This window comes from Clostridium sp. MD294 (genome assembly GCF_000364165.2).
GTDB lineage: Bacteria > Bacillota > Clostridia > Lachnospirales > Anaerotignaceae > Coprocola.
In genome coordinates, this window is the sequence record NZ_CP097810.1 from 1,085,634 (window position 1) to 1,110,319 (window position 24,686).

General features: G+C 27.4%; 24 protein-coding genes and 1 tRNA gene. 20 read left to right on the plus strand and 5 right to left on the minus strand.

Annotated features, from left to right (window positions below; genetic code table 11):
- Positions 1-39 precede the first annotated feature (39 nt).
- The 10 genes from recD2 to C820_RS05340 all read left to right on the plus strand — a co-directional run bounded on the left by recD2 (position 40) and on the right by C820_RS05340 (position 10,376).
- Positions 40-2,277, plus strand: coding sequence for an SF1B family DNA helicase RecD2 (gene recD2, locus C820_RS05295; RefSeq protein WP_004037491.1), 2,238 nt, complete (start codon positions 40-42; stop codon positions 2,275-2,277).
- A 19-nt stretch (positions 2,278-2,296) separates the two neighbouring features.
- On the plus strand, positions 2,297-3,016 hold the full coding sequence (locus tag C820_RS05300; protein ID WP_004037489.1) for a ComF family protein: 720 nt from the start codon (positions 2,297-2,299) through the stop codon (positions 3,014-3,016).
- 140 nt (positions 3,017-3,156) lie between these two features.
- On the plus strand, positions 3,157-3,987 hold the full coding sequence (gene thyA, locus C820_RS05305; protein ID WP_004037487.1) for a thymidylate synthase: 831 nt from the start codon (positions 3,157-3,159) through the stop codon (positions 3,985-3,987).
- A gap of 15 nt (positions 3,988-4,002) precedes the next feature.
- On the plus strand, positions 4,003-4,527 hold the full coding sequence (locus tag C820_RS05310) for a dihydrofolate reductase (RefSeq protein ID WP_004037485.1): 525 nt from the start codon (positions 4,003-4,005) through the stop codon (positions 4,525-4,527).
- A gap of 85 nt (positions 4,528-4,612) precedes the next feature.
- Positions 4,613-5,509, plus strand: coding sequence for a copper amine oxidase N-terminal domain-containing protein (locus tag C820_RS05315; RefSeq protein WP_004037483.1), 897 nt, complete (start codon positions 4,613-4,615; stop codon positions 5,507-5,509).
- A gap of 100 nt (positions 5,510-5,609) precedes the next feature.
- Positions 5,610-6,470, plus strand: a complete 861-nt coding sequence (locus C820_RS05320) for a stalk domain-containing protein (protein ID WP_162213087.1) — start codon at positions 5,610-5,612, stop codon at positions 6,468-6,470.
- Between the two features lie 596 nt (positions 6,471-7,066).
- Positions 7,067-8,290, plus strand: coding sequence for a serine/threonine transporter SstT (gene sstT / locus C820_RS05325; protein ID WP_004037479.1), 1,224 nt, complete (start codon positions 7,067-7,069; stop codon positions 8,288-8,290).
- A gap of 490 nt (positions 8,291-8,780) precedes the next feature.
- Positions 8,781-8,975, plus strand: a complete 195-nt coding sequence (locus C820_RS05330; RefSeq protein WP_004037477.1) for a hypothetical protein — start codon at positions 8,781-8,783, stop codon at positions 8,973-8,975.
- 408 nt (positions 8,976-9,383) lie between these two features.
- On the plus strand, positions 9,384-9,758 hold the full coding sequence (locus C820_RS05335; RefSeq protein ID WP_035296776.1) for a hypothetical protein: 375 nt from the start codon (positions 9,384-9,386) through the stop codon (positions 9,756-9,758).
- A gap of 12 nt (positions 9,759-9,770) precedes the next feature.
- Positions 9,771-10,376, plus strand: a complete 606-nt coding sequence (locus tag C820_RS05340) for an Rpn family recombination-promoting nuclease/putative transposase (RefSeq protein WP_083863933.1) — start codon at positions 9,771-9,773, stop codon at positions 10,374-10,376.
- A gap of 97 nt (positions 10,377-10,473) precedes the next feature.
- On the opposite strand, the gene C820_RS05345 is transcribed toward C820_RS05340, so the two are convergent.
- Both C820_RS05345 and C820_RS05350 read right to left on the minus strand, forming a co-directional pair.
- Positions 10,474-11,508, minus strand: a complete 1,035-nt coding sequence (locus tag C820_RS05345) for an FtsK/SpoIIIE domain-containing protein (RefSeq protein ID WP_004037471.1) — start codon at positions 11,506-11,508, stop codon at positions 10,474-10,476.
- Between the two features lie 9 nt (positions 11,509-11,517).
- Positions 11,518-13,170 (minus strand): hypothetical protein, encoded by a 1,653-nt coding sequence (locus C820_RS05350; RefSeq protein WP_004037469.1) that lies wholly within the window; start codon positions 13,168-13,170, stop codon positions 11,518-11,520.
- 200 nt (positions 13,171-13,370) lie between these two features.
- On the opposite strand from C820_RS05350, the gene C820_RS05355 reads away from it, so the two are divergent.
- A complete protein-coding gene (locus C820_RS05355; RefSeq protein ID WP_004037467.1) occupies positions 13,371-14,462 on the plus strand; it encodes a hypothetical protein in 1,092 nt (363 codons plus the stop codon).
- Between the two features lie 533 nt (positions 14,463-14,995).
- Here the strand turns inward: C820_RS05355 and C820_RS05360 are convergent.
- Complete coding sequence (locus C820_RS05360) at positions 14,996-17,311, minus strand: YeeR family protein (RefSeq protein WP_156801449.1); 2,316 nt, start codon at positions 17,309-17,311, stop codon at positions 14,996-14,998.
- Positions 17,312-17,961: 650 nt separating this feature from the next.
- Between C820_RS05360 and C820_RS05365 the strand changes: the two genes are divergently transcribed.
- From C820_RS05365 to C820_RS05400, 8 genes are all read left to right on the plus strand, one after another.
- Complete coding sequence (locus C820_RS05365) at positions 17,962-18,300, plus strand: helix-turn-helix domain-containing protein (protein WP_004037461.1); 339 nt, start codon at positions 17,962-17,964, stop codon at positions 18,298-18,300.
- A 286-nt stretch (positions 18,301-18,586) separates the two neighbouring features.
- Positions 18,587-19,570 carry an LIM domain-containing protein gene (locus C820_RS05370; protein WP_004037458.1) on the plus strand — a complete coding sequence of 328 codons (984 nt, stop codon included), beginning with the start codon at positions 18,587-18,589 and terminating at the stop codon, positions 19,568-19,570.
- A 110-nt stretch (positions 19,571-19,680) separates the two neighbouring features.
- A complete protein-coding gene (locus tag C820_RS05375; protein ID WP_004037456.1) occupies positions 19,681-20,661 on the plus strand; it encodes a class II glutamine amidotransferase in 981 nt (326 codons plus the stop codon).
- 134 nt (positions 20,662-20,795) lie between these two features.
- Positions 20,796-21,860 (plus strand): amidoligase family protein, encoded by a 1,065-nt coding sequence (locus C820_RS05380; protein ID WP_004037455.1) that lies wholly within the window; start codon positions 20,796-20,798, stop codon positions 21,858-21,860.
- A gap of 196 nt (positions 21,861-22,056) precedes the next feature.
- Complete coding sequence (locus C820_RS05385; protein ID WP_004037452.1) at positions 22,057-22,239, plus strand: helix-turn-helix domain-containing protein; 183 nt, start codon at positions 22,057-22,059, stop codon at positions 22,237-22,239.
- Between the two features lie 4 nt (positions 22,240-22,243).
- A complete protein-coding gene (locus tag C820_RS05390; RefSeq protein WP_004037450.1) occupies positions 22,244-22,921 on the plus strand; it encodes a site-specific integrase in 678 nt (225 codons plus the stop codon).
- A gap of 129 nt (positions 22,922-23,050) precedes the next feature.
- Positions 23,051-23,293, plus strand: coding sequence for a hypothetical protein (locus C820_RS05395; protein WP_162213084.1), 243 nt, complete (start codon positions 23,051-23,053; stop codon positions 23,291-23,293).
- The gene (locus tag C820_RS05400; protein WP_083863930.1) at positions 23,223-23,474 is read left to right on the plus strand and encodes a tyrosine-type recombinase/integrase; all 252 of its coding nucleotides are present in this window, start codon (positions 23,223-23,225) and stop codon (positions 23,472-23,474) included. The genes C820_RS05395 and C820_RS05400 overlap by 71 nt, the downstream gene beginning before the upstream one ends.
- Positions 23,475-23,567: 93 nt before the next feature.
- Here the strand turns inward: C820_RS05400 and C820_RS05405 are convergent, their stop codons facing one another.
- The gene (locus C820_RS05405; protein WP_004037449.1) at positions 23,568-23,720 is read right to left on the minus strand and encodes a hypothetical protein; all 153 of its coding nucleotides are present in this window, start codon (positions 23,718-23,720) and stop codon (positions 23,568-23,570) included.
- 229 nt (positions 23,721-23,949) lie between these two features.
- Positions 23,950-24,022: transfer RNA gene (locus tag C820_RS05410), tRNA-Lys, on the minus strand.
- Between the two features lie 198 nt (positions 24,023-24,220).
- Here C820_RS05410 and C820_RS05415 point away from each other — a divergent pair.
- Positions 24,221-24,625 carry a bacteriohemerythrin gene (locus C820_RS05415; RefSeq protein WP_004037447.1) on the plus strand — a complete coding sequence of 135 codons (405 nt, stop codon included), beginning with the start codon at positions 24,221-24,223 and terminating at the stop codon, positions 24,623-24,625.
- Positions 24,626-24,686 lie beyond the last annotated feature (61 nt).

A 24,686-nucleotide genomic window follows, 5' to 3' on the forward strand; every position in this document is an offset into this window, starting at 1 on the left:
GAACATATGTATTATATTTGCTGGAAGGAGGAGGAATTTATGGAACAACAAACATTACAAGGCACAGTAGAAGATATTATATTTCAAAATATAGAAACAGGCTATACTGTTTTTACTGTTTCAGAAAGTGAAACAGAAACTACTTGTGTTGGAATTGTTCCCCACCTTCATGAAGGAGAAGATGTTGAAATATTAGGACATTGGACAGTACACGCAACATATGGAAAACAATTTCAGGTACAGTCTTATGAAAAGAAAATTCCTACAACAGAAGAAGGAATTGAACGATATTTAGCTTCTGGTATTATAAAAGGAATTGGAGCAAAAACAGCAAAAAAAATTGTAGAAAGATTTGGAGAAAATAGTTTTCAAATTATAGAAGAACAATCAGAACGTTTAGCAGAAATTAGAGGAATTACATTAGAAAAAGCACAAAAAATAGGTGCTTTATTTCAAGAACAGCACGAATTGAGAAATGTAATGCTGTTTTTGCAAGGTTTTGGTGTAACACCAACCTATGCTATGAAAATATATAAAAAATATAAAGAAAGAACATTTGATATTGTAAAAAATAATCCTTATCGTATTGCAGATGATATTTTTGGTATTGGCTTTAAAATGGCGGATAAAATGGCATCAGCAGCGGGTATTCCATTTGATAGCCCTTATAGAATATGTGCAGGTATTAAATTTGTATTAAATAAAGCAGTAGGAAATGGACACGTTTTTTTGCCTATGACATTGTTAAAACAGCAAACAGAAGAATTACTTCAGCTTTATAATATTGATATAGAACAGTATTGTAAAGAAATGCAAATTGACAATCAAATATGGCTGGAAAAAATGGAACAGGAATGTCATGTTTATTTAGCACCTTTTTATTATGCAGAAATTGCAGTAGCAAAAAAATTATTAGAGTTATCACAAGAATATGAAGCTGAAAATAGTATTAATGTAGAAAAAGCGATAAAAAGAGTAGAAGAAGAAACAAAAATATTATTAGCAGAGCAGCAAAAACAAGCTGTAATAGATGCTATGACAAATGGCGTATTGATTATAACAGGAGGGCCAGGTACAGGAAAAACCACCACAATCAATACCATTATACAAATATTAAAAGAAGAAGATAACGAAGTTGTTTTAGCAGCACCAACAGGCAGAGCAGCTAAAAGAATGACAGAAGCCACAGGAATGGAAGCACAAACAATACACAGAATGTTAGGTATTAATTTTATAAATGAAGATAAAAGAAAACAGACATTTGACAAAAATGAAGAAAATCCTATTGATGCAGATGTTGTAATTATTGATGAGTCTTCTATGATAGATATTTCATTGATGTATAGTTTTTTAAGAGCGGTAAGTGCAGGAACAAGACTAGTTCTTGTAGGAGATGTGGACCAGTTGCCTTCAGTAGGAGCAGGAAATGTATTAAAAGATTTGATTACTTGCCAAAAATTACCTGTTGTAATATTAAATCAAATTTTTAGGCAAGCACAAGAAAGTGCTATTATTATGAATGCACATAGAATAAATCAAGGAGAAAAATTAATATTAAATGAAAAAGAAAAAGATTTCTTTTTTGTAAAGAGAGCGTATAGTGAAGATATTGTAAAAACGATTGTAGAATTGACTATAAAACGATTGCCAAATTTTTTAAATTGTGACAGTATGAAAGATATACAAGTGTTAACACCAGTAAGGAAAAGTCCTATAGGAGTGTATCATTTGAATGAGATATTACAGCAAGCATTAAATCCACCTGATGAAAATAAAAAAGAAAAAGTATTTAGAAATATAATTTTTCGTGAAGGCGATAAAGTAATGCAAATAAAAAATAATTATAATATTGTTTGGAAAGTATATAATGACTGGGGAAAAGTGATAGATGAAGGTGTTGGTGTATTTAATGGAGATGAAGGCACTATAACAAATATTGATGAAGTGAATGAAACATTAGAAGTTACATTTGAAGAAGATAAACGTGTAGAATATGATTTTACACAGCTAGAGGAATTGGAACTTGCCTATGCCATTACAATACACAAATCACAAGGAAGTGAATATCCTGTTGTCATTATACCAGTACACAATGGGCCTCCTATGCTTATGACGAGAAATCTGCTTTATACTGCTGTCACAAGAGCAAAACAGCTTGTAGTATTGGTAGGATTGGAGGATAAAATTTCTGCTATGGTAGCAAATAATAGAGAAATCAACCGTTATTCTAGTTTAGCCTATCGCTTGGAAAGTTTGTATGATTTTATGAAATGGTAGTATATAGAGGGTGCAAAAAATGCGTTTTTGTGATATAATATTGCAGTGGTTTTATCCGCCACGTTGTATATTGTGTGGTAAATTATTACCTATAGGAAAACAAGAGATATTGTGTAATGAATGTCAAAATACTGTACAATGGAAAGAAGGAGCAGTGTGCCAAAAATGTGGTAGAAGTATTTATACAAGTGAAGAATATTGTGAGAGATGCCAAAAAGCAAATTTTGTATTTGAAAAAGGAATAGCAGTATTTTCTTATAGTGATGTAAAAGACGCTATTGCACATTTTAAATTTCACTATTGGAAAAGAGATGCTGTTCCTTTAGCAAAATTGATGGGAGATTATTTGTTAACACATTATCCAAAATTGGCAGAACAAACAGAACTGCTCATTCCTGTTCCTATGTATGAAAAAAAGCAAAAAATAAGAGGATTTAATCAGTCAGAACTTTTGGCAAAAGCAATTTCAGAAAGAATTGAAAAACCATGCAGTGTAAATAATTTAAAAAGAATAAGAAATACACAGCCTCAAAGTCTTTTAAATGCAGAGCAAAGAAAACAAAATATAAAAGGAGCATTTATTGTAGAAAATGTAGAAGAAATAAATGGAAAAACAGTATTATTAATAGATGATGTATTTACAACAGGAACAACTATAAATGAATGTTCTAAAGTGCTTTATGAAAGTGGGGCAAAGAGAGTATTGTTTTTTAGTTTAGCTGTAGCAGAAAGTACATAATTTTGTCATATAATGTATAGTATGACAAAAAATGATGTCACTTGTCACAAAAATTTAAGGAGTGTGTTAAAAACACTTCTTTTTTTTTTATTGTTGTCATGGTAGAATGAATGTACATTAAAAAAAGAAAGGGTGTCTATATGAGCAAGGCAGATGAAATATTTATAGCAAACTGTAAAGATATATTAGAAAATGGTTATTCTTCTGAAAATGAGAAAGTACGACCTCATTGGGAAGATGGAACACCTGCTTATACAATGAAGCGTTTTGGTGTAGTAAATCGCTATGATTTATCAGAAGAATTTCCTTTGTTGACACTTCGCTATACAAATTGGAAGGCAGCCATTGATGAAGTGCTTTGGATATGGCAAAAAAAATCAAATAATGTAAATGATTTAAACAGCCATATTTGGGATGCTTGGGCAGATAAAAATGGTTCTATTGGCAAAGCTTATGGTTATCAATTAGGTATCAAACATCAGTATAAAGAAGGAATGTTTGACCAAGTAGATAGAGTGCTTTATGATTTAAAACAAAACCCTTATAGCAGAAGAATTATGACTAATATCTATAATTTTAGTGATTTGAATGAAATGAATTTGTATCCTTGTGCATATAGTATGACATTTAATGTGACAGGAAAAAAACTAAATGCAATATTAAATCAGCGTTCTCAAGATACATTAACAGCAAATAATTGGAATGTAGTACAATATTCTGCATTGCTTATGATGTTTGCACAAGTAAGCGGGTTAGAAGCTGGAGAATTAGTACATGTAATTTCAGATATGCACATATATGATAGACATATTGCAATGGTAAAAGAACTTTTAAAAAGAGAAACTAAAAAAGCACCAAAAGTAACATTAAATACAGAAATTAAAAATTTTTATGATTTTACAGTAAATGACTTTATAGTAGAAAATTATGAATATGGTGTATCATTAGGTAAAATACCTGTTGCAATATAATGAAGAGGTGAAAAAATGGATATTATTGTATCAGTAGATGAAAATTGGGGCATAGGCAACAATGGACAGCTTTTGACAAAAATTTCAGCGGATTTAAAACGTTTTCGTAAAATGACAACAAACAATATTATTATTATGGGAAGGAAAACATTGGAGTCTTTTCCAGAAGGAAAACCATTACCAAATAGAATAAATATTGTAATGACACATAGTCAGGAGTATACTTGTGAGGGGGTAAAAGTGTGTCATAATATACAGGAAGTATTAAAGACAATATCAAAAGAAACAAAAAAGTATGTATTTATAATAGGAGGTGAAAGTATTTATCAGCAGTTTTTGCCTTACTGCGAAAGAGCTTATGTGACAAAAATATATCAAACATTTGTGGCAGATACTTATTTTAAAAATTTGGATAAAGACTATCATTGGAAGCTAATAGAACAACTTCCTATGCAGGAAGAAGAAGGCATAAAGTATGCTTATTTAACATATGAAAATCAACAGTATCAACAAAATGCAGTAAAGAAAAAAATTGTATAGTAAAAAATAAAGAGAGGTTTGACTAATTTGGCATTGGGGAAACAAAAAGGGGTGTAATTTAATAAAAAGGAGGTTTATTGCGATTATGAAAAAATTTTTAGCCACAATAGCTTTATGCTTTACATTAACAACGGCTATAGGTATAACATCTGTATGGGCGGAAGATGGCATTACAGTAAATTATGAAGGAAATGCTATTTCTTTTGATACACCACCCTTTTTGGAAAATGGTATTACAATGGTACCTATGAGAGCAATTGCAGAAAAAATAGGTGCAGAAGTGTCTTGGTCAGCTTCAGCAAAAATTGCTACTGTAAAAAGAGAGCATGACATTTTAGAAATTCCTGCAGGAGGAAATGTTGCAAAAAAAAATGAACAAGATATATTATTAGATATGCCAGCAAAAGTAGTTGATGGACGTGTTTTTGTACCATTACGTTTTGTAGGAGAACAATTAGGATTAAATGTAGTTTGGGATAAACAAACAAAAACAATTGCTTTAACAGAAAAGGCACAAGCACCTAAAAAAATATTTACAACACAATATACGAGTAAAGATAAAAGCTATAGTATTACATTACCGGGAGAAAACTGGAAAGAAGAATATTCTGAATTAGAAAATACAATTATAGTAGATAGTACAGAAGGAGAACTGACTATTTTAATTTCTAATTTCAGAAAACAAGATGTTGCAGCGTCAGGCATACAAACAGCAGAAGAATTTGTAAAATTTAATCAAGATAGTGCTTATTATGCAGTATATGCTATGGGAAGTGTAACACCAAAAAATATTACATTAAATAATATGAATGTAATGGGAGCAGATGAAATTAGAGTAGAGGAATATGGCGTTGTATCAAAGGCATTTTTTGTATATGCACAAACAGAACAGTATTATTATGTTTGTGCTATTACGGGAAAAGAAGAATTATATGATGCACATATTGCAGAGCTTCAAAAGGCATTGCAAACAATTAAATAAAAAATCAATAATATATTTGTGGACTTTGTTAAAAAAAGAGGGTATAATGTTTTAGAACATTTTAAAGAATAGTAATGATGTGTGAGGAGGAAGTATAAAAATGAAAAGATTTTTAGCAGCAATGACATTAGGTATGACATTGGTAGTAGGAGCAGTTTCTGTACAAGCAGCAGATTTATCTGTAACAGTAAATGGGGCAGCAGTTACATTTGATGCACAACCATTTGCTGAACAAGGTGTTACATTAGTACCAATGCGTGCAATTATGGATAATTTAGGTGCAACAGTACAATGGAATGCACAAACAAAAACTGTAACAGCAACAAAAGATGACAAAACAGTTGTTTTGACAATTGACAGCAAAGTAGCAATGGTAAATGGACAAGCTGTAGAATTAGAAGTAGCAGCAAAAATTGTTGGAAATAGAACATTTTTACCAGTAAAATTCATTGGAGAACAGTTTGGTTTAAATGTAGAGTGGAATGAACAAAACAACGTTGTTTCTTTGACACAAATTGTAACAGAACCAGCTCCAGAAGAAGAAGTAACAACACCAACAAAAGATACAGCAAAAGATGATGAAACAAAAGCAGAAGATGAAACAGCAAAAGATGACGAAACAAAAGCAGAAGATGAAACAGTAAAAGATGATAAAACAGAAGCAGAAGATGAAACAAAAACAGAAAATGAAACAAAAACAGAAGATGAAACAAAAGCAGAAGATGAAACAGTAAAAGATGATAAAACAGAAGCAGAAGATGAAACAGCAAAAGATGACGAAACAAAAGCAGAAGATGAAACAGTAAAAGATGATAAAACAGAAGCAGAAGATGAAACAGCAAAAGATGATGAAACAAAAGCAAAAGATGATGAAACAAAAGCAAAAGATGAAACAGTAAAAGATGACGAAACAAAAGCAGAAGATGAAACAGTAAAAGATGATGAAACAAAATCTGAATAAGCAGTAATACATAATTTGACAAATCAATAATGAAATAAAGAAGTAATGAAATATATTTTATATGAAGTTACTTCTTTTTCTATATTATATTGTTGTTAAACAAGAGAAGTTTTGTTTTATAACGAAAAAATGTTTTTTTGACGCTAAAATCAAAATAAAAATAGTAAAATTATTATTTTTTATGCAATTTTTTTAATATATTTTTTATAGATAGACATTTATATGAAAAAGGGAAAAAATTGTATTTTTATTTTTGCTTTTTCTATTGACTTTGTAGAAAAACATCATATATAATTAAAGGAACGAATTTTAATAATAATATTAAAATTTGTTGTTTTGTATTTGTGTAATGAAATATTTTGCTGTATCAGAGGGGGGAATTTATATAATAACTTCTGTTTTTATGTTGATAGTGTAACAAAAGAAATAATATGGTAAAATGCAGTTTTTTAACGCAATTATAATTATAATATTTTAGAGTAAAACTGTGTTTTGCTTTAAAAATTATTTTGGAGTGAAATGTAAAAATAGCAGCAAGTTTTGTTACATAATAAAAACATCGTACAACCTTTTAAATAATAAAATAGGAGGGTAATATGAAAGATATACTTGTAAAATGGAATAATATTAGTTTAGTAAAGCGTATCATTGGTGGTATGATAATTGGTGCAATACTAGGTATGGCAGTTCCTAGTTTATCCGTTATTGGTATATTAGGAGATATTTTTGTAAATGCTTTAAAAGCAGTTGCTCCTGTATTGGTATTTTTCTTAGTTATGAGTGCATTAGCACAACATAAAGAAGGCGGAGCAAGTAATATGGGTACAGTTATTATACTGTATTTGGTAGGTACTTTTGCAGCAGCAGTTGTTGCAGTTATTGCAAGCTTTTTGTTTCCAGTAACATTAACATTACCAGAAGCTGCATCAGGTAATGCAGCACCTGGTGGTATTGGTGAAGTTTTGAAAACATTGCTTTTAAATATCGTTGCAAACCCTATTGGTTCTATTGTAAATGCAAATTATATTGGTATATTAGCATGGGCAGTTATATTTGGTTTAGCATTAAAACCAGCTTCTGAAACAACAAAGAAAGGCATATTGGACTTTTCTGAAGCAGTTTCACAAGCAGTTAGATGGGTAATTAGTTGTGCACCATTTGGTATACTTGGCTTAGTATTTACAACTGTTTCTGAAAATGGACTTGGTACTTTTACAACATATGGAAAATTGTTAATTGTATTGGTAGGTTCTATGGCAGTTGTTGCATTTATTGTAAATCCTATTATTGTATTTTTAACAATGGGTACTAATCCATATCCATTAGTATTTAAATGTTTAAAAGAAAGTTTTATTACTGCATTCTTCACAAGAAGCTCCGCAGCAAATATCCCTGTTAATATGGCACTTTGTGAGTCATTAGGATTAGATGAAGATAATTATTCTGTATCCATTCCTTTGGGAGCAACGATTAACATGGGTGGTGCAGCAATCACTATTACTGTTATGACATTAGCAACAGTACATACATTGGGTATTACAGTAGATATTCCAACAGCAATTATATTGAGTGTTGTAGCAGCAGTTTCTGCTTGTGGTGCATCTGGTGTTGCAGGCGGTTCATTGCTTTTAATTCCTTTGGCTTGTTCTTTATTTGGTATTTCTGGAGATATAGCAATGCAAGTAGTAGGTGTTGGTTTTATTATTGGTGTTATACAAGACTCTTGTGAAACAGGCTTGAACTCCTCTACAGACGCATTGTTTACAGCAGCATCTGAATTTAGACAATGGAAAAAACAAGGAAAACCAATTAAATGGTAATTATATTTTGATATTAATATTGGTTGTGCGAACCCTTATCATAAAAATGATAAGGGTATTTTTATTATTTTTGTAAAAATATAATAAAAGAGTTATTGTGGGATAGTGATAGAATATAATAAATGTTAAGTTCTTTATGTTATGTATAAAATATTTATAATACATTAAATAATAAAGACTTTAATATCAGTATAAAATAAGTTTTTATATTTACAATACAAATATATTTAGCTATAATTATTTTGTGAAATATGATGTTTTTATGTTTATTAATGTGTTATATTAAAGCATTACTCTTGATTTTGAGTTTTGTATATGTTATGATAGCTATAATGGTTAGTACAATAAATACTATTTTGTCTATAAATTTGTTAGTTTTAAAAAATTAACTTTTTATGAAAATAGAAAATATTTTTATTTGTATTAAAATGTTGAAAGTTTATTATAAAATAGTATATCTATTAATATGATATTAGAAAGGGCACCTGTTATGTTACATCCACTCTATTCTCTTTATTTAGAACAAAATTGTAATATTCTTTCTATTGATGAAGAAGAAGGCGTTATATTAAGTTATCAAAATAAGATTGTAAAAATTCCCTATGAAAAATGGGAAAAAGTAGAAGAATATACACTTTCTTATTTTCAATTTCAGTTAGAGAAATTAATAAAAGAATATACATAAATAAAAAAAGCTTTCTGTTAGAAATAATAGAAAGCTTTTTATTGGTGCCTTATTCTAATAAAATATTTAGTTTTATTAAGAGTTAAAAAAATATAGTGTATAAAAAATAAAACTTGTGTCATGATAGAAATTAATTAATAATTTTTATTACATAAAATTTAAGTTTTGTTTTTTCTTTTGTTATAAAATAAAAAACTTAGTATTTTACCATTTTTTGAACATAAAAAACGGAACCCCATGACAAATGTCACAAAACTCCGCTTTTTAAATGCACCTTTAGGGGCTCGAACCCTAGACCCACTGATTAAGAGTTTTCTTCTCCTATATTTGCAAATTTATAAAATGCTTAAAATACAGCATTTTCGATATTTTTTGATTTCCATAAAATCCATATCGTAGATACTTTTTATGATAATTGCAGTACAAATTGCAGTACTTTTATTGTGGATAAAAAATAGTTTTTCTAGTGATAAAGAAAGACTATTTTCGATTAAAAAACTATGGTATAATAGAAACATCATAATAGGAAGGTGTTATAGAAAAATGAGTTTTCATATAGAATATTTACCAAAAGCAGATGTTGTTTTTACAGTGATGTTTTTAAATAAAGAGCTTTGCGAAAAAGTATTAGAAGTAATACTAGGAGAACATATAGAGCTTATAGATATTGTAGCAGAATATAAAAATGATTTGCATAAGGCAGCATTAAATTCTGTATACTTTGATATTCAAACAAGGTCTGTTGATAATCGTATTATTACACTGGATTTACAAAGAGTATAAAGTAAAGAGCGTATACGAAAAAGGACAATATACTATGCTTGTAGAGAGATTGCTTCTCAAAAAGTAGAAAAAAGCAAATATGAAGATTTAGAAAGTGTTATAGTTACTTTTATATTGACAGAAGCTCCGCTCAAGCATACAGTGACGAACAGAAAAATCAAACTGATAGATGAAGCAACACATGAAGTTTATAGTGATTTAATGACGATACATGAAGTGAATATCAAACATATTTCAGAACAGAATAGTCAGGAATTGCAAATATTAAGATGTTTTTTTGAAATTGAAACAGAGGAAAATTATCAAAAATTTGTTTCATCATATGAACAAACAACATTAGGAGCATTACTTTTACAAGAATATGAAGCAGCAATTGCTAACCCATCTGTGCTAGACCATCTGAGTGAGGAGGATAAATATATGATACGTTTAACTGACGAAGAAAGATTATTAGAACGTGCTGAAGGTAGAGAACAAGGTAGAGAGCAAGGATTACAACAAGGATTACAACAAAAAAGTATAGAAATAGCGAAAAATCTTTTAAGTGAGGGAATGACGATTACATTCATTTCTAAAATAACAGGATTATCTGAAGAAGAAGTTGCACTTTTGATATAAAATGAAAAATTACTATAAAAGTAAAAAAATTACATCAATGTATAAAATAAAGAAGATGTTTATAATATCTTCTTTTTTTATTGTGGCTATAAAATATCTACTCAAAATAGTTTTTAATTTCTTCTATACTTTGTTTTTGGTATTGAGTAACAAGTTTTAAAATTTCTTCTGGTATTTCTTCAAAAGAAGAAATACTACAAAAATAACCTGTCTTTCCAATTCCTTTATATAGTATACCAATAGTTATCAATTCTTTTATATAACGATTTGCTGTACTAAATGAAATATGATAGATTTCCATAATTTTACTATTAGAAATTTTTTTATACTCAAATAACGATAAAATAATTTGTGATAAAATTTTTTTGTCTAAATTAGAAGAAGATTTCTGAACAACATTTGAATTACTTTTTATCTTTGGAATATTTTCAATAGTATCTTCTTTATTTATCAACATATCACTATCGTTTATTTCAAACAAATAAGAAGGTTTTGTTTTTATTTTACTCACAATAGATAGTATTGTTTTTTCCAATACATTAATCCCTTGTAGTCTTAATTTTCCATTATCAGTTAAAAGATACATATCTCCCTTTCCTCTTAAGCGATGAGCAGGAATCTCTTTTAATCTTGCAATATTATTAGAATGATAAACATCACTTGTTTTTAATACTACTTTTGCTGTGATATTTCTAATAATACTTGACTTTTTTATATTTTCATCTGCATTTTGTATTACTAATATGAGATGAATTTTAGCACTTCTACCCTTTTCAAATAGATTAGATAATCTGTTTATCATTTCTTTTTTTATTTCTTTATCATCATGAAACAGAGAAAGTACTTCCTCCATAATACAAATTATTTCAGGCTCTTTGTTTAAATTTTTTAATTTATGTCGTCTATTCATTTCATTATTTAGCCAATCTAATGCATTGATAGCTTCTATTTTGTCTGTAATAATTTTAGTAGCTAGATGAGGAATATTTTCATAATATTCAAATGTTTGTCCTTGTTTAAAATCCATAAGCATAAATCGTACATCAGATGGTTTTGTTTGAGTAATCACACTCAATAATAAAGCATGAACAGCAATACTTTTCCCTGAACCTGTAGTACCTCCAATCAGCATATGATGAACTTACTGTAAGTCTATTATTTTTAAAGTATCATGATAATCATATCCTACAATATAAGGAATTTTTATTTTTTCTCTTAGCAATAAAAGAAAAATTGGATTTCTTACATCGTTTAAAACTTGATTTATATTTGTACTCTCAATTTTTTCGTGTAAATGGATTAATTCCATATCGCCGTCTTGATATGATGTATTTAAAAGAATATCAGAACTTTTCATATGCATACGAATATTTTCTAATTTTTTATAAATCTGTTCTAAAGAAGTAGAAAAAAATGGACTTATTTTATAAATTATAGCATTTTTCCTTTCTATACAATCGGTTACTTTTACAGATAAACCTAAATTTGAAAATAAGTATTGCAAATGATTTATTTTATCTTCTTTTGTAGCATTTGGATAATTAGGGTTTTTGACAAATTGATAACAAGAAGCTAAAAAGATACTTTTCTTTATTTCCACAATATTTTCAGTGAAAGAGTAAAACAATTCAGAAAGTAATGTTTCAATTTTTTTATATAAAAAGTTATTATTTTCTTTGATAGTTTGTATTTTTTCAAAAATATAAGTTAAAAAGGCTTTAAGTAACCATAGTAATATAGATATACTTTTTATTTCAACAGGATTTCTTAAAGTTATGCCAATTCTAGGATTATACAAAATTTCTTCTGAGTTGTAAACTTCTTCTTGTATGTAATTTTTTGTATTTCCATCAATTCTTTCTTTTGATTCTTTTATAGAGAAAGAATTTACAAAATCGTATACTATACTACTTAAAAATTTTTTTAGTTTTTGAAAAAGTTGTATATATTCTATACTTTGTTCTGCAACAATTTCATCGAAATAAATGCTTTTAATTGTATTATATTTGATGTATTCCTTTTCAGCAATAAAAATAGGCAGTACATTAAAATTATTATTTATTATTTTATTTTGATATCTGTTATCTAAAGGTGTTGAAGAAATGTTATCAAGTAAAGATAAATAAATTTTTTTCTGAAAATCTACTCCTTCTGATATTAATACAGGAACATCTTTTAAATTTTCTAAATTTTCCTTGTTTTTTTCTAAATTAGTTGTACATAACAGTTCTGCAATGCTGTCAATACAACCTGCTCTATTAGTATTTGTACAACAAGAATGAATACCAATATTTACATCACATATTTCACATAATTGTTTTATTAAAAAATTAGATTCAGAACCTTGGTTAGTAATAATCTGTAAAAAATAAGGGAAATAAATACCATTTTTCTTTAAAAAACTTGTGAATGTAGAACATAGACAATATGCAAATAAAAATGTTACAAAAGAGCCATATGTTTCATCTTGAAATAATTTCTTAGTATTTTCAAGATACCCATAAAGTGAATTTTTAGCTAATAAATTTTCTATTGTTAAAGATGATAAACAATTTGTTTTACTATTAGATTTTATACAAGGGTTTGCATTTTGATAGATACCATTTTCCCAGCCAACCGAATAATCTTTTTCTAAAACTCGCATTAATTCAGCATATTGTTCATCCGTCATTTTCTTATCATATTCTATTATTTTATGTAATAAATCAATAGATGATATAGAAATATTTGTATATTTTAATTTGTCGCGTAATTGTTTAATATAAATTTTATTAACAGAATCAGAATGATTCATAATAGTATACTCCTATATTATTTAAATAAATAATTAATTTATATATATAGTATCATATTCTATTTTGATTATCTACATAAAGTATTATAATTTTTATTTTTTTATGAAAAATTATATTCCTTAATACAAAAATATAATATAGAGTGATGTCCCTAAATTGCGTATTCTATATTATTAATTTTAATTAAGGAGGAATGATTATGTTACATACATCTCTTGGTTTTCATACATTTACTATTTTTCAAACTATAACAAATATAGAAGCAAATAACTTATTAAACCAATTTAAAGAGTATAGCCAAAAAACAGGTAATATAAAGATATTTCTATCAAAAAATAAAATAAATTTTGTAAAGGAGTACTGTATTTGTTATATTAAAAAAGAGATAGGAATTACTTGGTATATTCCATTTTATAATGATGTAAAGTTTAAATGTTATCAGATAAGAGCGGTAATAAATCCTAAGATATTGATAGGTACAAATGATTATATTACTGCTACTACAGAAAAAGATTTAGATAGAGTATTGTTTGAATTTCAAAAAAATACAATGGAAATTTCTAAGCAGCTTGCTGATATGCAGAGATATTGTTTTCATAGAATAGATTATTGTATTAACTTTGATTTAGAGGAATTAGGGGATTATGAGCCTCTTTTTTTTATGAGTTTAATACAACATGCTAATATACCAAACTGTTTTAAAGAAAAAATGAAATATGATACTATTTCTCATAGAAAAAAAGGATATATGGAAAGCTTCTACTTAAAAAGCGATTCTGTTACAGTGAATTGTTATTGCAAATATTTACAATTACAAAAACAATTTCCTACTTGTCCTAATATAGAGCAGTCCAAGTATATCATTCGTTTTGAAATACAATGCAGTTATAAAAAGGTGTACAATATGATATATCAAAATAAAGAATATGAATCGTTTGAACAAATATTTTATGATATGCTTTCTGATGAACGAGCACAATATATCATAAAAAAATACTATAAGAGTACAATTATGTTGGGAAATTATTATACATTGAAAGAAGCAAAAAAAAGAATACAATCAAGTTGTTGTAGTAAAAAGAAAAAAGAATACCTTATTGATGTTTTAACTATGATTGCAAAGTCAAGAGGTGTTATGAAAGCAAAAGAAAAATTATCAAAAGAAGAAAAGACAAAGTTTGAAAAAGCATTAAAAGAATTGCAAAAAGTAGGGATTAATCCTGTTGTTTTGCCAAAAAGAAGAAAAATACATTATGTACCAAATCTTTTAGAAAGTTATATAAATTCTTAAAAAAAGAAAAAAATGAATAAGACTGTTTTATTATTATGTAATGAATAAAATAGTCTGTTTTTATAGTAAAGAAAAAATAATATTATATAAATTCATAGTTTTTTAAGATATAAGAACCATTTTTAGGCACAAGTGTTGCATCTTCTACATAATCTTTTATATTTTTCTTTAAGTTTGATTGATTATCCTTTACACTTCACAAGTAATCCCATTCTCCTTCTATTACTATTTTAGAAGTTTTTTTGATAGTTTAGGACATCTGCAACAACCATACAATCTTTTATATGAAGTTCTTTTTAAAAATTGATTTCCTTGATAATTATATTTCAACTTTGTATGTCTTTCAAATATAATTAGCGTACTTTTTCTTTTTAGAATCCTACTCTATCTGATACCTTTTCTTTGGGTAGAATTTTTATTAACACATGGATATAGTCTGAACAACACTCTGCTGCTATAATATGATTTTATAATAAGTTTAGAAAAAGAATAAAGTTAAAAAGTTCTTTATTCTTTACTTGATTATTAAATAATTAAACAAATTTAATAGGAATTCTATTAGAGTATTTTTCTGCTATTTTTGTTAATATTACAAAAGCTGCATATCTATAGTGGTCTGTATCATGATACATTAATTTTAACATTTCTGATGGATTTTCATTAGAAATTTCATTACTAATTAATTGAATTTCTTTTGTTGTTAACATATATTCTCTTGACAATAATTCCAATTGACTATAAAAAATAGATTGCATTTCCTTTGCATCACTTGATGTAAGTGATTCTGATACACTTTTTACAGCGCTTTGTACTAATATAGTTGTTGCTATAGAAGCTAAAAAACCGACAGGTCCTGTTAAACCTGTTAAAGCAGTTCTAGCAGCGTTTCCAGCAATAAAACCTGCACCTGTAGATACTAAATTTATAACAAGTTGCTTACTTGAAATATAATTGTTAAAAAAGTCATAAAAATCTTTTCCACTATATACAATAAAAGAAATTGTATGAGAAATATCAATTTTATTTCTTTTCATAAATTCATCTATAATTTTAATTTTTTGTATTTGTGCTGATGTTGTAGCAATTACAGTTTGTGCTGTACTTGATTTTAATCCTTGAATAGCTGCATTTTCGAATGCAATTTCTATGTCATCTTCGCTCCATATTCCATATGCTAAATTCAATATAAATGAAGTTTTAAACGCAGGAATTCCACAAGATATAGCACTTTTTTTTACATCATAAGTTATACTATAAATGTTTCCAGCCTTTGCAGTTAATTTAGCTGCTTTTAGTGAAACACCAGCTCTTAATTTAATTTGATTTTCTAAGCCTAATTCTTTTATATATTCTTGGGCATCTGCTATCTGCTCTTTTGGCATTTCTAATTCTGTATTAGGAGAGTACCTATAATTTCCATTATTATCAAGAGTACTTCTTATTGCGGCTCTATAATCATTATAATATTTATCTTGTATAAAGACTTCACCAGATATTCTATCTAGACCATTTTTAGCGTTATCTTTACCAAGAATTTCAGATTTTATGCTTTTACTTAAATCCTTTTTAGTATTTAAGACTTCTGCCATTTGTCCATGACGTGTATTTAATGGCTTATTTGTGTAATATTGTTGTTCTTTAAGCATAGCTTTGAGATGTGGATTAGTTGCAACAATAGCACTAAGCTCAATCGTTCTAGCTACAGCATTTATGTTAGGTGTCATAGAATCATATAGTGTTTCCATAAAATTTTGACATTCATAACTACAATATCTACCATTTTCGTCTTGTATTAAAATTTCACTATAAACGTGACAACAATCACATAACCCAGAAATAGAATCTAAATCGTTAAATGCTATAATCTCTTTATTATTTTTATGTGCAATAGATAGTTTTGGCATCATATCCATAATAAATATTTTTAAATCTATTTTATCAAATAAAAGAGAAGGATCTTTTACTAAAGTTTCTATAAAAACCCATGATTTTTCATTTATTTTTATGTTAATATAGTCAATCATATCTTGTACTTTTTGATAACTTAAGTAATAAATTTCTTTTTTTCCTTCAAATATAAATATAGAATTATCATATTTTATGATGCAATTTAATAGTTGATTTAAATTCTTTATTTTTTTCTCTCTTTCTTCTCTATCATTTTTTTGATTTTTTTCCTGTTCTTCTTGTCTTATTATATCCTCTAAGTCATGTTTAGAAATGGTACCTTTTTTTGATAATATATTTTTTATTTTATTGTAATATGAGATAGGATTATACATATATGCAGGTCCAAACCCTATTAATACAATTAAAACATAACAAGCAGATTTGAAACTAGGATATATTTCAAAAGGATATAAAATAGTTAATAAAAATTGCACAATTAAAAATGTTATTGTAAAAACTTTAGCTTCTTGATAAATAACTGATTTTTTAACTGCTTTAATAAATAAAATATGGAACCAATGAATAATACCTATCAAAGTACAAATTAGTGAAATTAAAGCAATAATTTTAAAAAATTTTGTTTCTGCTGTATTCACAGATATGAAATCTACTATTTTTAAAAGCATAACACTTTCTTTCAATTTTTCAGGTAAAAATGGTATTATACCTAAAACTGTATCTTTTCTGGTGTGAAAAAATAGTGAATAAAAATAAAAACAAAATAAACATAATATTGGAAAAGTTAGTCGCAATCTAGCTAAGATATATCCAATAATATATCCAATAATTCCTAAAACCATAAGAACGAAAGCAATTTTTAAAATAAAGAATAAAAATAATCCTAATGGTTTAAGAATCCATATAAAAAATAATACCATTAATGTTCCAATTGTACTCAACACAATATCCCCCTTTTTATTTAGTGTATTACTTTATAACTTTTATTATTTTTCCTTGACTCCTTAACCGCATGTCTACTCCATTTCCAAGTACTTCCGCTTTAATAATATGACTATCTTTACATTACTGTATAATTTCTGCTGTAGAAGTCTATCTTGTATTGCTTCTATTAAGGACCAGTATATTTAAATTTAATAAGGCAAGGTTTTCCCCCATACATAAACTTTATTTTTTTACGAAATTCTCTTTCTTCAAAATGATTTTTGTAGATTGATATAAATTTTTCTTTTGTTATAGTGTAATTGTTATTCTGTCAACTCTATAAATCGTAGGAAATATATCATCAGAATTTTTGAAACATTTTTCTTTATCAATATCTTGAATAAAACCTACTAAGCAAAGATCTTTGTATACTTTTTTCTGAAACATGAAAATGAGGAGCTAATTTAGATTTGTAATATTGCTATTTTTTTCATATTTTTATTCTTTTTCGCCATAATTTTTCACTCTCCCTAAATTTTATATATTTATTATATCATTAACAGAACAAAATAACAATAAAAATTGACATATATAAGTTCAAAAGAACTTAATACTTTCTTTTTCTATATATTTTTCAATGTTAATTTAAATTAGAGGTGACTTAAATATGTCTGTGGATTATAAGATGATTGGAAAGAGAATTAAAAGTAGTAGAAAGCAACTAAAAATGACACAAGAGGAATTAGCAGAAAAGTTAGATATATCCTCTAGTTTTGAAAGCAGAATGGAAAGAGGAGCTACAAAAATTAGTTTGGAAATGATTTCAAGAATTGCAGCAATATTAGAAGTTCCTATTACTTATTTTATAGCTGGAACAATGGAACAGTCTGAAAACTTCTTATTAGAGGAATTAGGTGATATTGTAAAAGAATTTGATGTAATAGACAAAAAATTATTGTTAGAAATTGCAAAACTGATACAAATTTATAAGCAACAAAATCTATAATATTGTTTTAATAGTTATATTTCAAAAGCCTTAAAAACATGATGTTTTTAAGGCTTTTTTTAATAGTATAGTTTTGTATAAAAAATCGTATTTTCAAGTATTTCGATGATATATTATACTAATGTAATACAAAAAACTATTTTATGAAAACAGCAAAAGGAGGAAATACAATATGAAAATTTCTAAAGAAGTACTCGAAAAAGTATTAATTGCAATGACTATTTTGGCAAAAGCAGTACAAGAACACATCAACAACAAAGAAAACAAAAAGGGAGAGTGAAATCATATGAGAGAAGTATTTTATTGCAGTCAATGTGGAGAAGAGTTAACAGAAGAAAATGTTTATTTTATGGAGGATGAAGTATACTGCTTGGATTGTTTTGAAGAATTAACAGATACTTGTGCAGAGTGTGGAGAAAGAATTTACATCAGTGAAAACGAAGGTACAGAGGACACTCCTCTATGTTCTCAGTGTTATTATCACTATTACACAAGATGTAATCATTGTGACGAACTTATTATGTTAGACAATGCTTATTATGAACAAGGTACATATTACTGCAACGAATGTTATCAAGAAAGAAAATCAATTCATGATTATAGTTATAAACCTTATCCCGTTTTCTATGGAAAAGGAAATCGCTTCTTTGGTGTGGAATTGGAGATTGATGATGGTGGAAAAATTTACAATAATGCAAAGAAAATTTTAGAATTAGCGAATGAAGTAGAAGAACATATTTATATCAAAGAAGATGGTAGTCTATCAGATGGATTTGAAATTGTCAGCTATCCTATGACATTGGATTATCATAAAAACAATATGAATTGGTGGGAAGTGATGAAAAAAGCACTTCGTATGGGATATTACAGCCATCAATCAGGCACAGCAGGATTACATATTCATGTCAATAGAAATTGTTTTGGAGAGTATGCAGAAGAACAAGAAAATCCTATTTCCAGAGTGCTATATTTTGTAGAAATGTTTTGGAATGAAATGTTGTGTTTTAGCAGAAGAACAGAAAATCAAATGAAACAGTGGGCAAACAGATACGGCAGAAAAAACTCCCCAAAAGAAACGCTCTACCATGCAAAGGGCAGCCGAAATGGTCGTTATACTTGCGTGAATTTAAACAATTATGAAACAATAGAATTTCGATTATTTAGAGGTACATTAAAGTACAATACATTGATTGCTACATTACAGATGGTAAATGAAATCTGTGATGTAGCAATTTCTTTTTCTGATGAAGAATTAGATAAGCTGTCATAGAATGGCTTTGTTTCTCAACTAGATAATGAAAAAGTACCAGAGTTAATACAATATTTGAAAGAAAGAAGATTGTATTGTAATGAGCCTGTGTTATGTGAGGAGGAGATGTAATGTGTAGTTTGTTTGGTATGATAGATTATGGAAAAGCAATCAGTGAAACACAAAAAATAAAACTCATTAAAACATTATCTATTTGCTGTGAAGAAAGAGGAACAGATGCAACAGGCATTGCTTTTGTAACAGAAAATGGAATACAAATCAAAAAGAAAGCTGTTCCTGCACGTAAATTTCGTTTTAAACTGCCTAGAAATACAAGTGTTGTAATGGGGCATACCAGATTAACCACGCAAGGAAATGCTTGTTATAATTACAATAATCACCCATTTTTAGGCTATTGTGAGAACAGCACTTTTGCATTAGTACATAACGGTATGATATACAATGACAAAGTATTAAGACAAAAATATGGTATTGCTAAAACAGATATTGAAACAGATAGCTACATAGCAGTACAACTCATAGAAAAACAAAGAGCCTTTACTGTAAAAACCATAAAAGATATGGCAGAAACAGTAGAAGGCTCTTTTTGTTTTACATTATTAGATGAAAAAAATAACCTGTACATTGTCAAAGGTGATAATCCTATAACAATATTTCATTTTAAAGAAATTGGTTTGTATTTGTATGCTTCTACAGAAAAGTTATTAAAAAATACCATACAGAAAATAAATTTTAAACAAGAGTATACAAAAATTGATATATCTACTGAGGAGATTGTTTGTTTTGATAAACAAGGAAATCGTACAAAATCAAATTTTGATTATGCTTTTCCTTATTATTTTCACTATGGCAATTATGAAAATCTTTCTAAAAATAAGATGTATGAACCTTTTGAAAAAGAATATTGCAGAACTTATTTAGAAGAATTGATTGATTTTGCTGAAAATGTAGGAGTTTCAGAGGAAGAAGTACTGTTGCTGTTTGAATACGGATTTGATGAATTTGAAATAGAGCAGCTATTGGAAAATCCTATACAGTTGCAATGTTGTATCACAGAGATTTTAGAAAAGCAGTATTACATAGAAAGATAAAAAAGTGTCTCAATAGAATTCTATTTCCTTCTGAACTGTTTCATAAAGGAGGAAAAGAAGTCTATTGGGACAAATTTAATATGTCTCAATACAATAATGTATTTCTTTAAGTTCAATTAAGGAGGAAAAGAGACATGAATGGTAAAGTGAAAAAACAGTTAAAATTTAATGAAACAGAAAAGATAGAAACTGTTGTTTGTCAAAATTGTGGAGAAATATGTGATAAATACAATGCTGTATATTTTGATAAAGTTTGTTTATGTGAAGAATGCTATAATGAACACACTTTTATTTGCAGTTTTTGCGGTCAAACACATTGGGTAAAAAATGCATTTGATGATGGAAATATTATATTATGTGAAAATTGTTATTTGAATAAAAAAGATAAAATGAAATTGCATTATAATGCTTATAGTAATTCTTTGGCGTCAAAGTATATTCATGATTATTCTTATAAGCCAAAACCTATTTTTTATGGAAAAGGTATATTCTATGGTGTGGAATTGGAAATTGATGGAAAATATGATGAGAATGAAACTGCAAGACAATTACTTAAAATCGCAAATGAAAAAGCAAAACATTTATATTGTAAATCGGATAGCAGCTTAAAATGTGGATTTGAATTGGTTACATATCCAATGACATTACAATATCATATGAGAGAAATGAATTGGAAAGAGATTTTACAAAAGTGTATAGATATGGGATATTCTTCTTATGATACAGATACTTGTGGATTACATATTCATGTAGGAAAAAAAGAATTAGGAAAAGATTTAGGACAACAAGAAAAAGTGATAGAAGAAATACTATTCTTTTTGGAAAGTCATTGGAATAATTTATTACAATTTAGCCGAAGAACAGAAACGCAAATTAATAGATGGGCAGCAAGATATGACTATAAAGAAAACTTATCAAAAATATTAGAGTGTGCAAAAAATATTAACAAGCGATATATGTGTTTGAACTTACAAAATGAAGAAAGTATAGAATTTAGAATATTTAGAGGAAGTTTAAATTATCAACATGTTATAGCAGCAATACAATTAGTAGATACAATTTGTAATGCTGCTATTTCTATGTCTAATGAAATGTTTAAAATTATAACATGGAGTTGTTTTTTAAAAGGGATAGATTTTAGTTGTAAAAAAGAATTGTATGACTACTTGAAAGAAAAAAATTTCTTAGAAATAGAATAAATATTTTTATATACTTCTTATTTCTTCTTCTATTATAAAAATAAATATTTATATTATATAAAAATTAACTATAAGAATAATTATAAATAGAAAGAGAAGAAAGAAGAAGTAGTATTTCTCATTAAAAAATTATTTTGAACAGGACAAAATACTAAAAAGAAAATGTTTAAATAATTTTGTAAAGGAGAAATGAAATATGGAAAAATTATTGTATTCTATCAAAGAGGTAGCAACAATTTTAGGAGTTAGTAAATCTCTTGTATACAAATTAGTGAAGCAAGAAAAAATTTCAATTTTAGAAATAGAAAATAGAAAACTGATTAAAGCTGAAACGATAGAGCAAATAGTATTAGGAAAAATAGATTTAAGAAAGAAGTGATAATATGGGAAGACGAGGAAATGGAGAGGGAACGATATACAAAAGAAAAGATGGAAAATGGACTGCTCAAATTACAGTTGATATTGATGAAATAACTGGAAAAGTGATTCGAAAAACATTTTATGGAAAACAAAGAAGAGAAGTTGCAGAAAAACTAACAACATTTTTGAGTCAAAAAGAGAACTTTTTGACAAATGGAAAGCATATGAAATTAAAGGAATGGTTTCCATTATGGTTAAATACATATAATCAAAATGTAGCTTTTTCTACTTATGATGATTATGAAAGTAAAATTTATCTACATATCCTACCAGCACTAGGAGAAATAGAATTATGTGAATTAAAACCATTGATGATACAGAAACTTTATAATGAAAAAGCGGTGTCTGGAAGAGTAGATGGTAGAGAAGGAGGATTATCCAGATGTTCTATACGATATATTCATGTTGTATTAAGGGCAGTTTTAGAACAGGAAAAAAGAGAAGGATATTTAACTGTCAATCCTGCTGATGCAGTAAAATTGCCTAAATCAGTAAATGATGATACATTAAAGAGAAAGGTGCTGACAAGAGAAGAACAATTACAGTTTTTTGAAAAATGTAGACAAGAAAAGTTGTTTCCTTTGTTTGTGTTTGCTATGTTAACAGGTTGTAGAGAAGGAGAAATTCTTGCGTTAAAATAGAGTCAGATTGATTTTAATAAAAATGAAATAACAATTGATTGTTCTGTTTCTGTAGTAAAAAAGAGATTAAAAGAATTAAAAAATAAAACTTATGACAATATTTCTTTAATAAATTATACAGACAAAACAATGAGAATTGTAAAGGCAACAAAAACAGCTTCTAGTACTCGTACAATTCCTATGTGTTCAGAATTAGTTACTATTATGAAAGCACACGCTTATGCACAAAAATTAGAAAGAATGAAAAATATTTCATGTTACAAAAATAGAAGATTACGTATTTGCTACAAGATATGGTGGTATGTTGGATTATCGTTTTGTGATACGAAAATTTCATCAATATCTAAAAAAAGCAAATATAGATACTATTAACTTCCATAGTTTAAGACATACGTTCTCCACAAGATTACTGGAAGAAGGAGTTTCTATGAAAATAGTACAGGAATATTTAGGACATAAAAGCTATAATTTGACTGCAAATACCTATTCTCATGTTTTGCCACAAGTTAAGAAAGATGAAATTGAATGTTTGAATAGAGTATTTTGTAATTAATGGGAAAGTAAAGAAAAAAGATGTTGTAATGATACAGCATCTTTTTTCTTTTTTATTTTACATATCTTGAATATAACTCATAAGGTCATCATATTAACTAGATTGCATTTCGCCATTATCGTATAATTGTTGTACATGGTTAGATAATACTTCTACATCATAATCTTCAATATCTCCATTTAGAATATCTACAATATAGTTTTTTAATTGTCTATATTCTTTACAATAAATATGATTATCATACATAAAACACCCCTCCTTTTATAGAATATTATTGCAGTAAAATTGCAGTATATAGTAAAAAAATCATTTTTATTAAGTGTTATTTCAAAAAGTAATAAAATATACTTATACTAGTGAAATGGCTTTATTTTTTAGTAGCAATTCCAAAAATCTTATCAATCCGCCATATTTTAGCCCAAAAATAAAAAAACGGAACCCCATGACATAAATCACAAAACTCCGCTTTTTAAAGTGCACCTTTAGGGGCTCGAACCCTAGACCCACTGATTAAGAGTCAGTTGCTCTACCAACTGAGCTAAAGGTGCAAGAACAATTAACTGTAAGAGATATCATACAGTAAAAAGGAATATTTGTCAATAAAAATTTACAAAAAAATGATAAAAGAAATAATTTTTTGATGCTATGTTTTCAATTTATAAGTAATCATATTGCATTATTATAAAAATAAGTATAAAATGAGTAAGGAAATAGAAGGCTTATAGAAAGATAAAGGAGGATATATCATGGCTTTTTTGTGGGATAAAAATTTAGAAACAGGGAATGAAATGATAGACCAACAGCATAAGCAATTAATTACAGCAATTAATGATTTATTGCAGGCTTGTTCATCAGGTAGAGGAAGAGATGAGATTGCAAAAACAATGAAGTTTTTATATGATTATACCGCAAAACATTTTTCAGATGAAGAAAAATTACAACTACAATATCGTTATCCAGACTATACAAATCATAAAAGATATCATGAAGAATTTAAAAAAGTAGTAAAAGAGTTGTCTATACAATTACAAAGAGAAGGTTCTAGCATTGCATTGGTAGGAAAAGTGAATACAAGTATAGGGGATTGGCTTTTAAATCATATCAAAAGAGAAGATGTAAAAGTAGCTACTCATATTAAGTCACAACAATAAAGAATACATAAAGAGGGTCTATAGCAGGCCCTTTTTTTAATGAATGGTACTATATAGAATA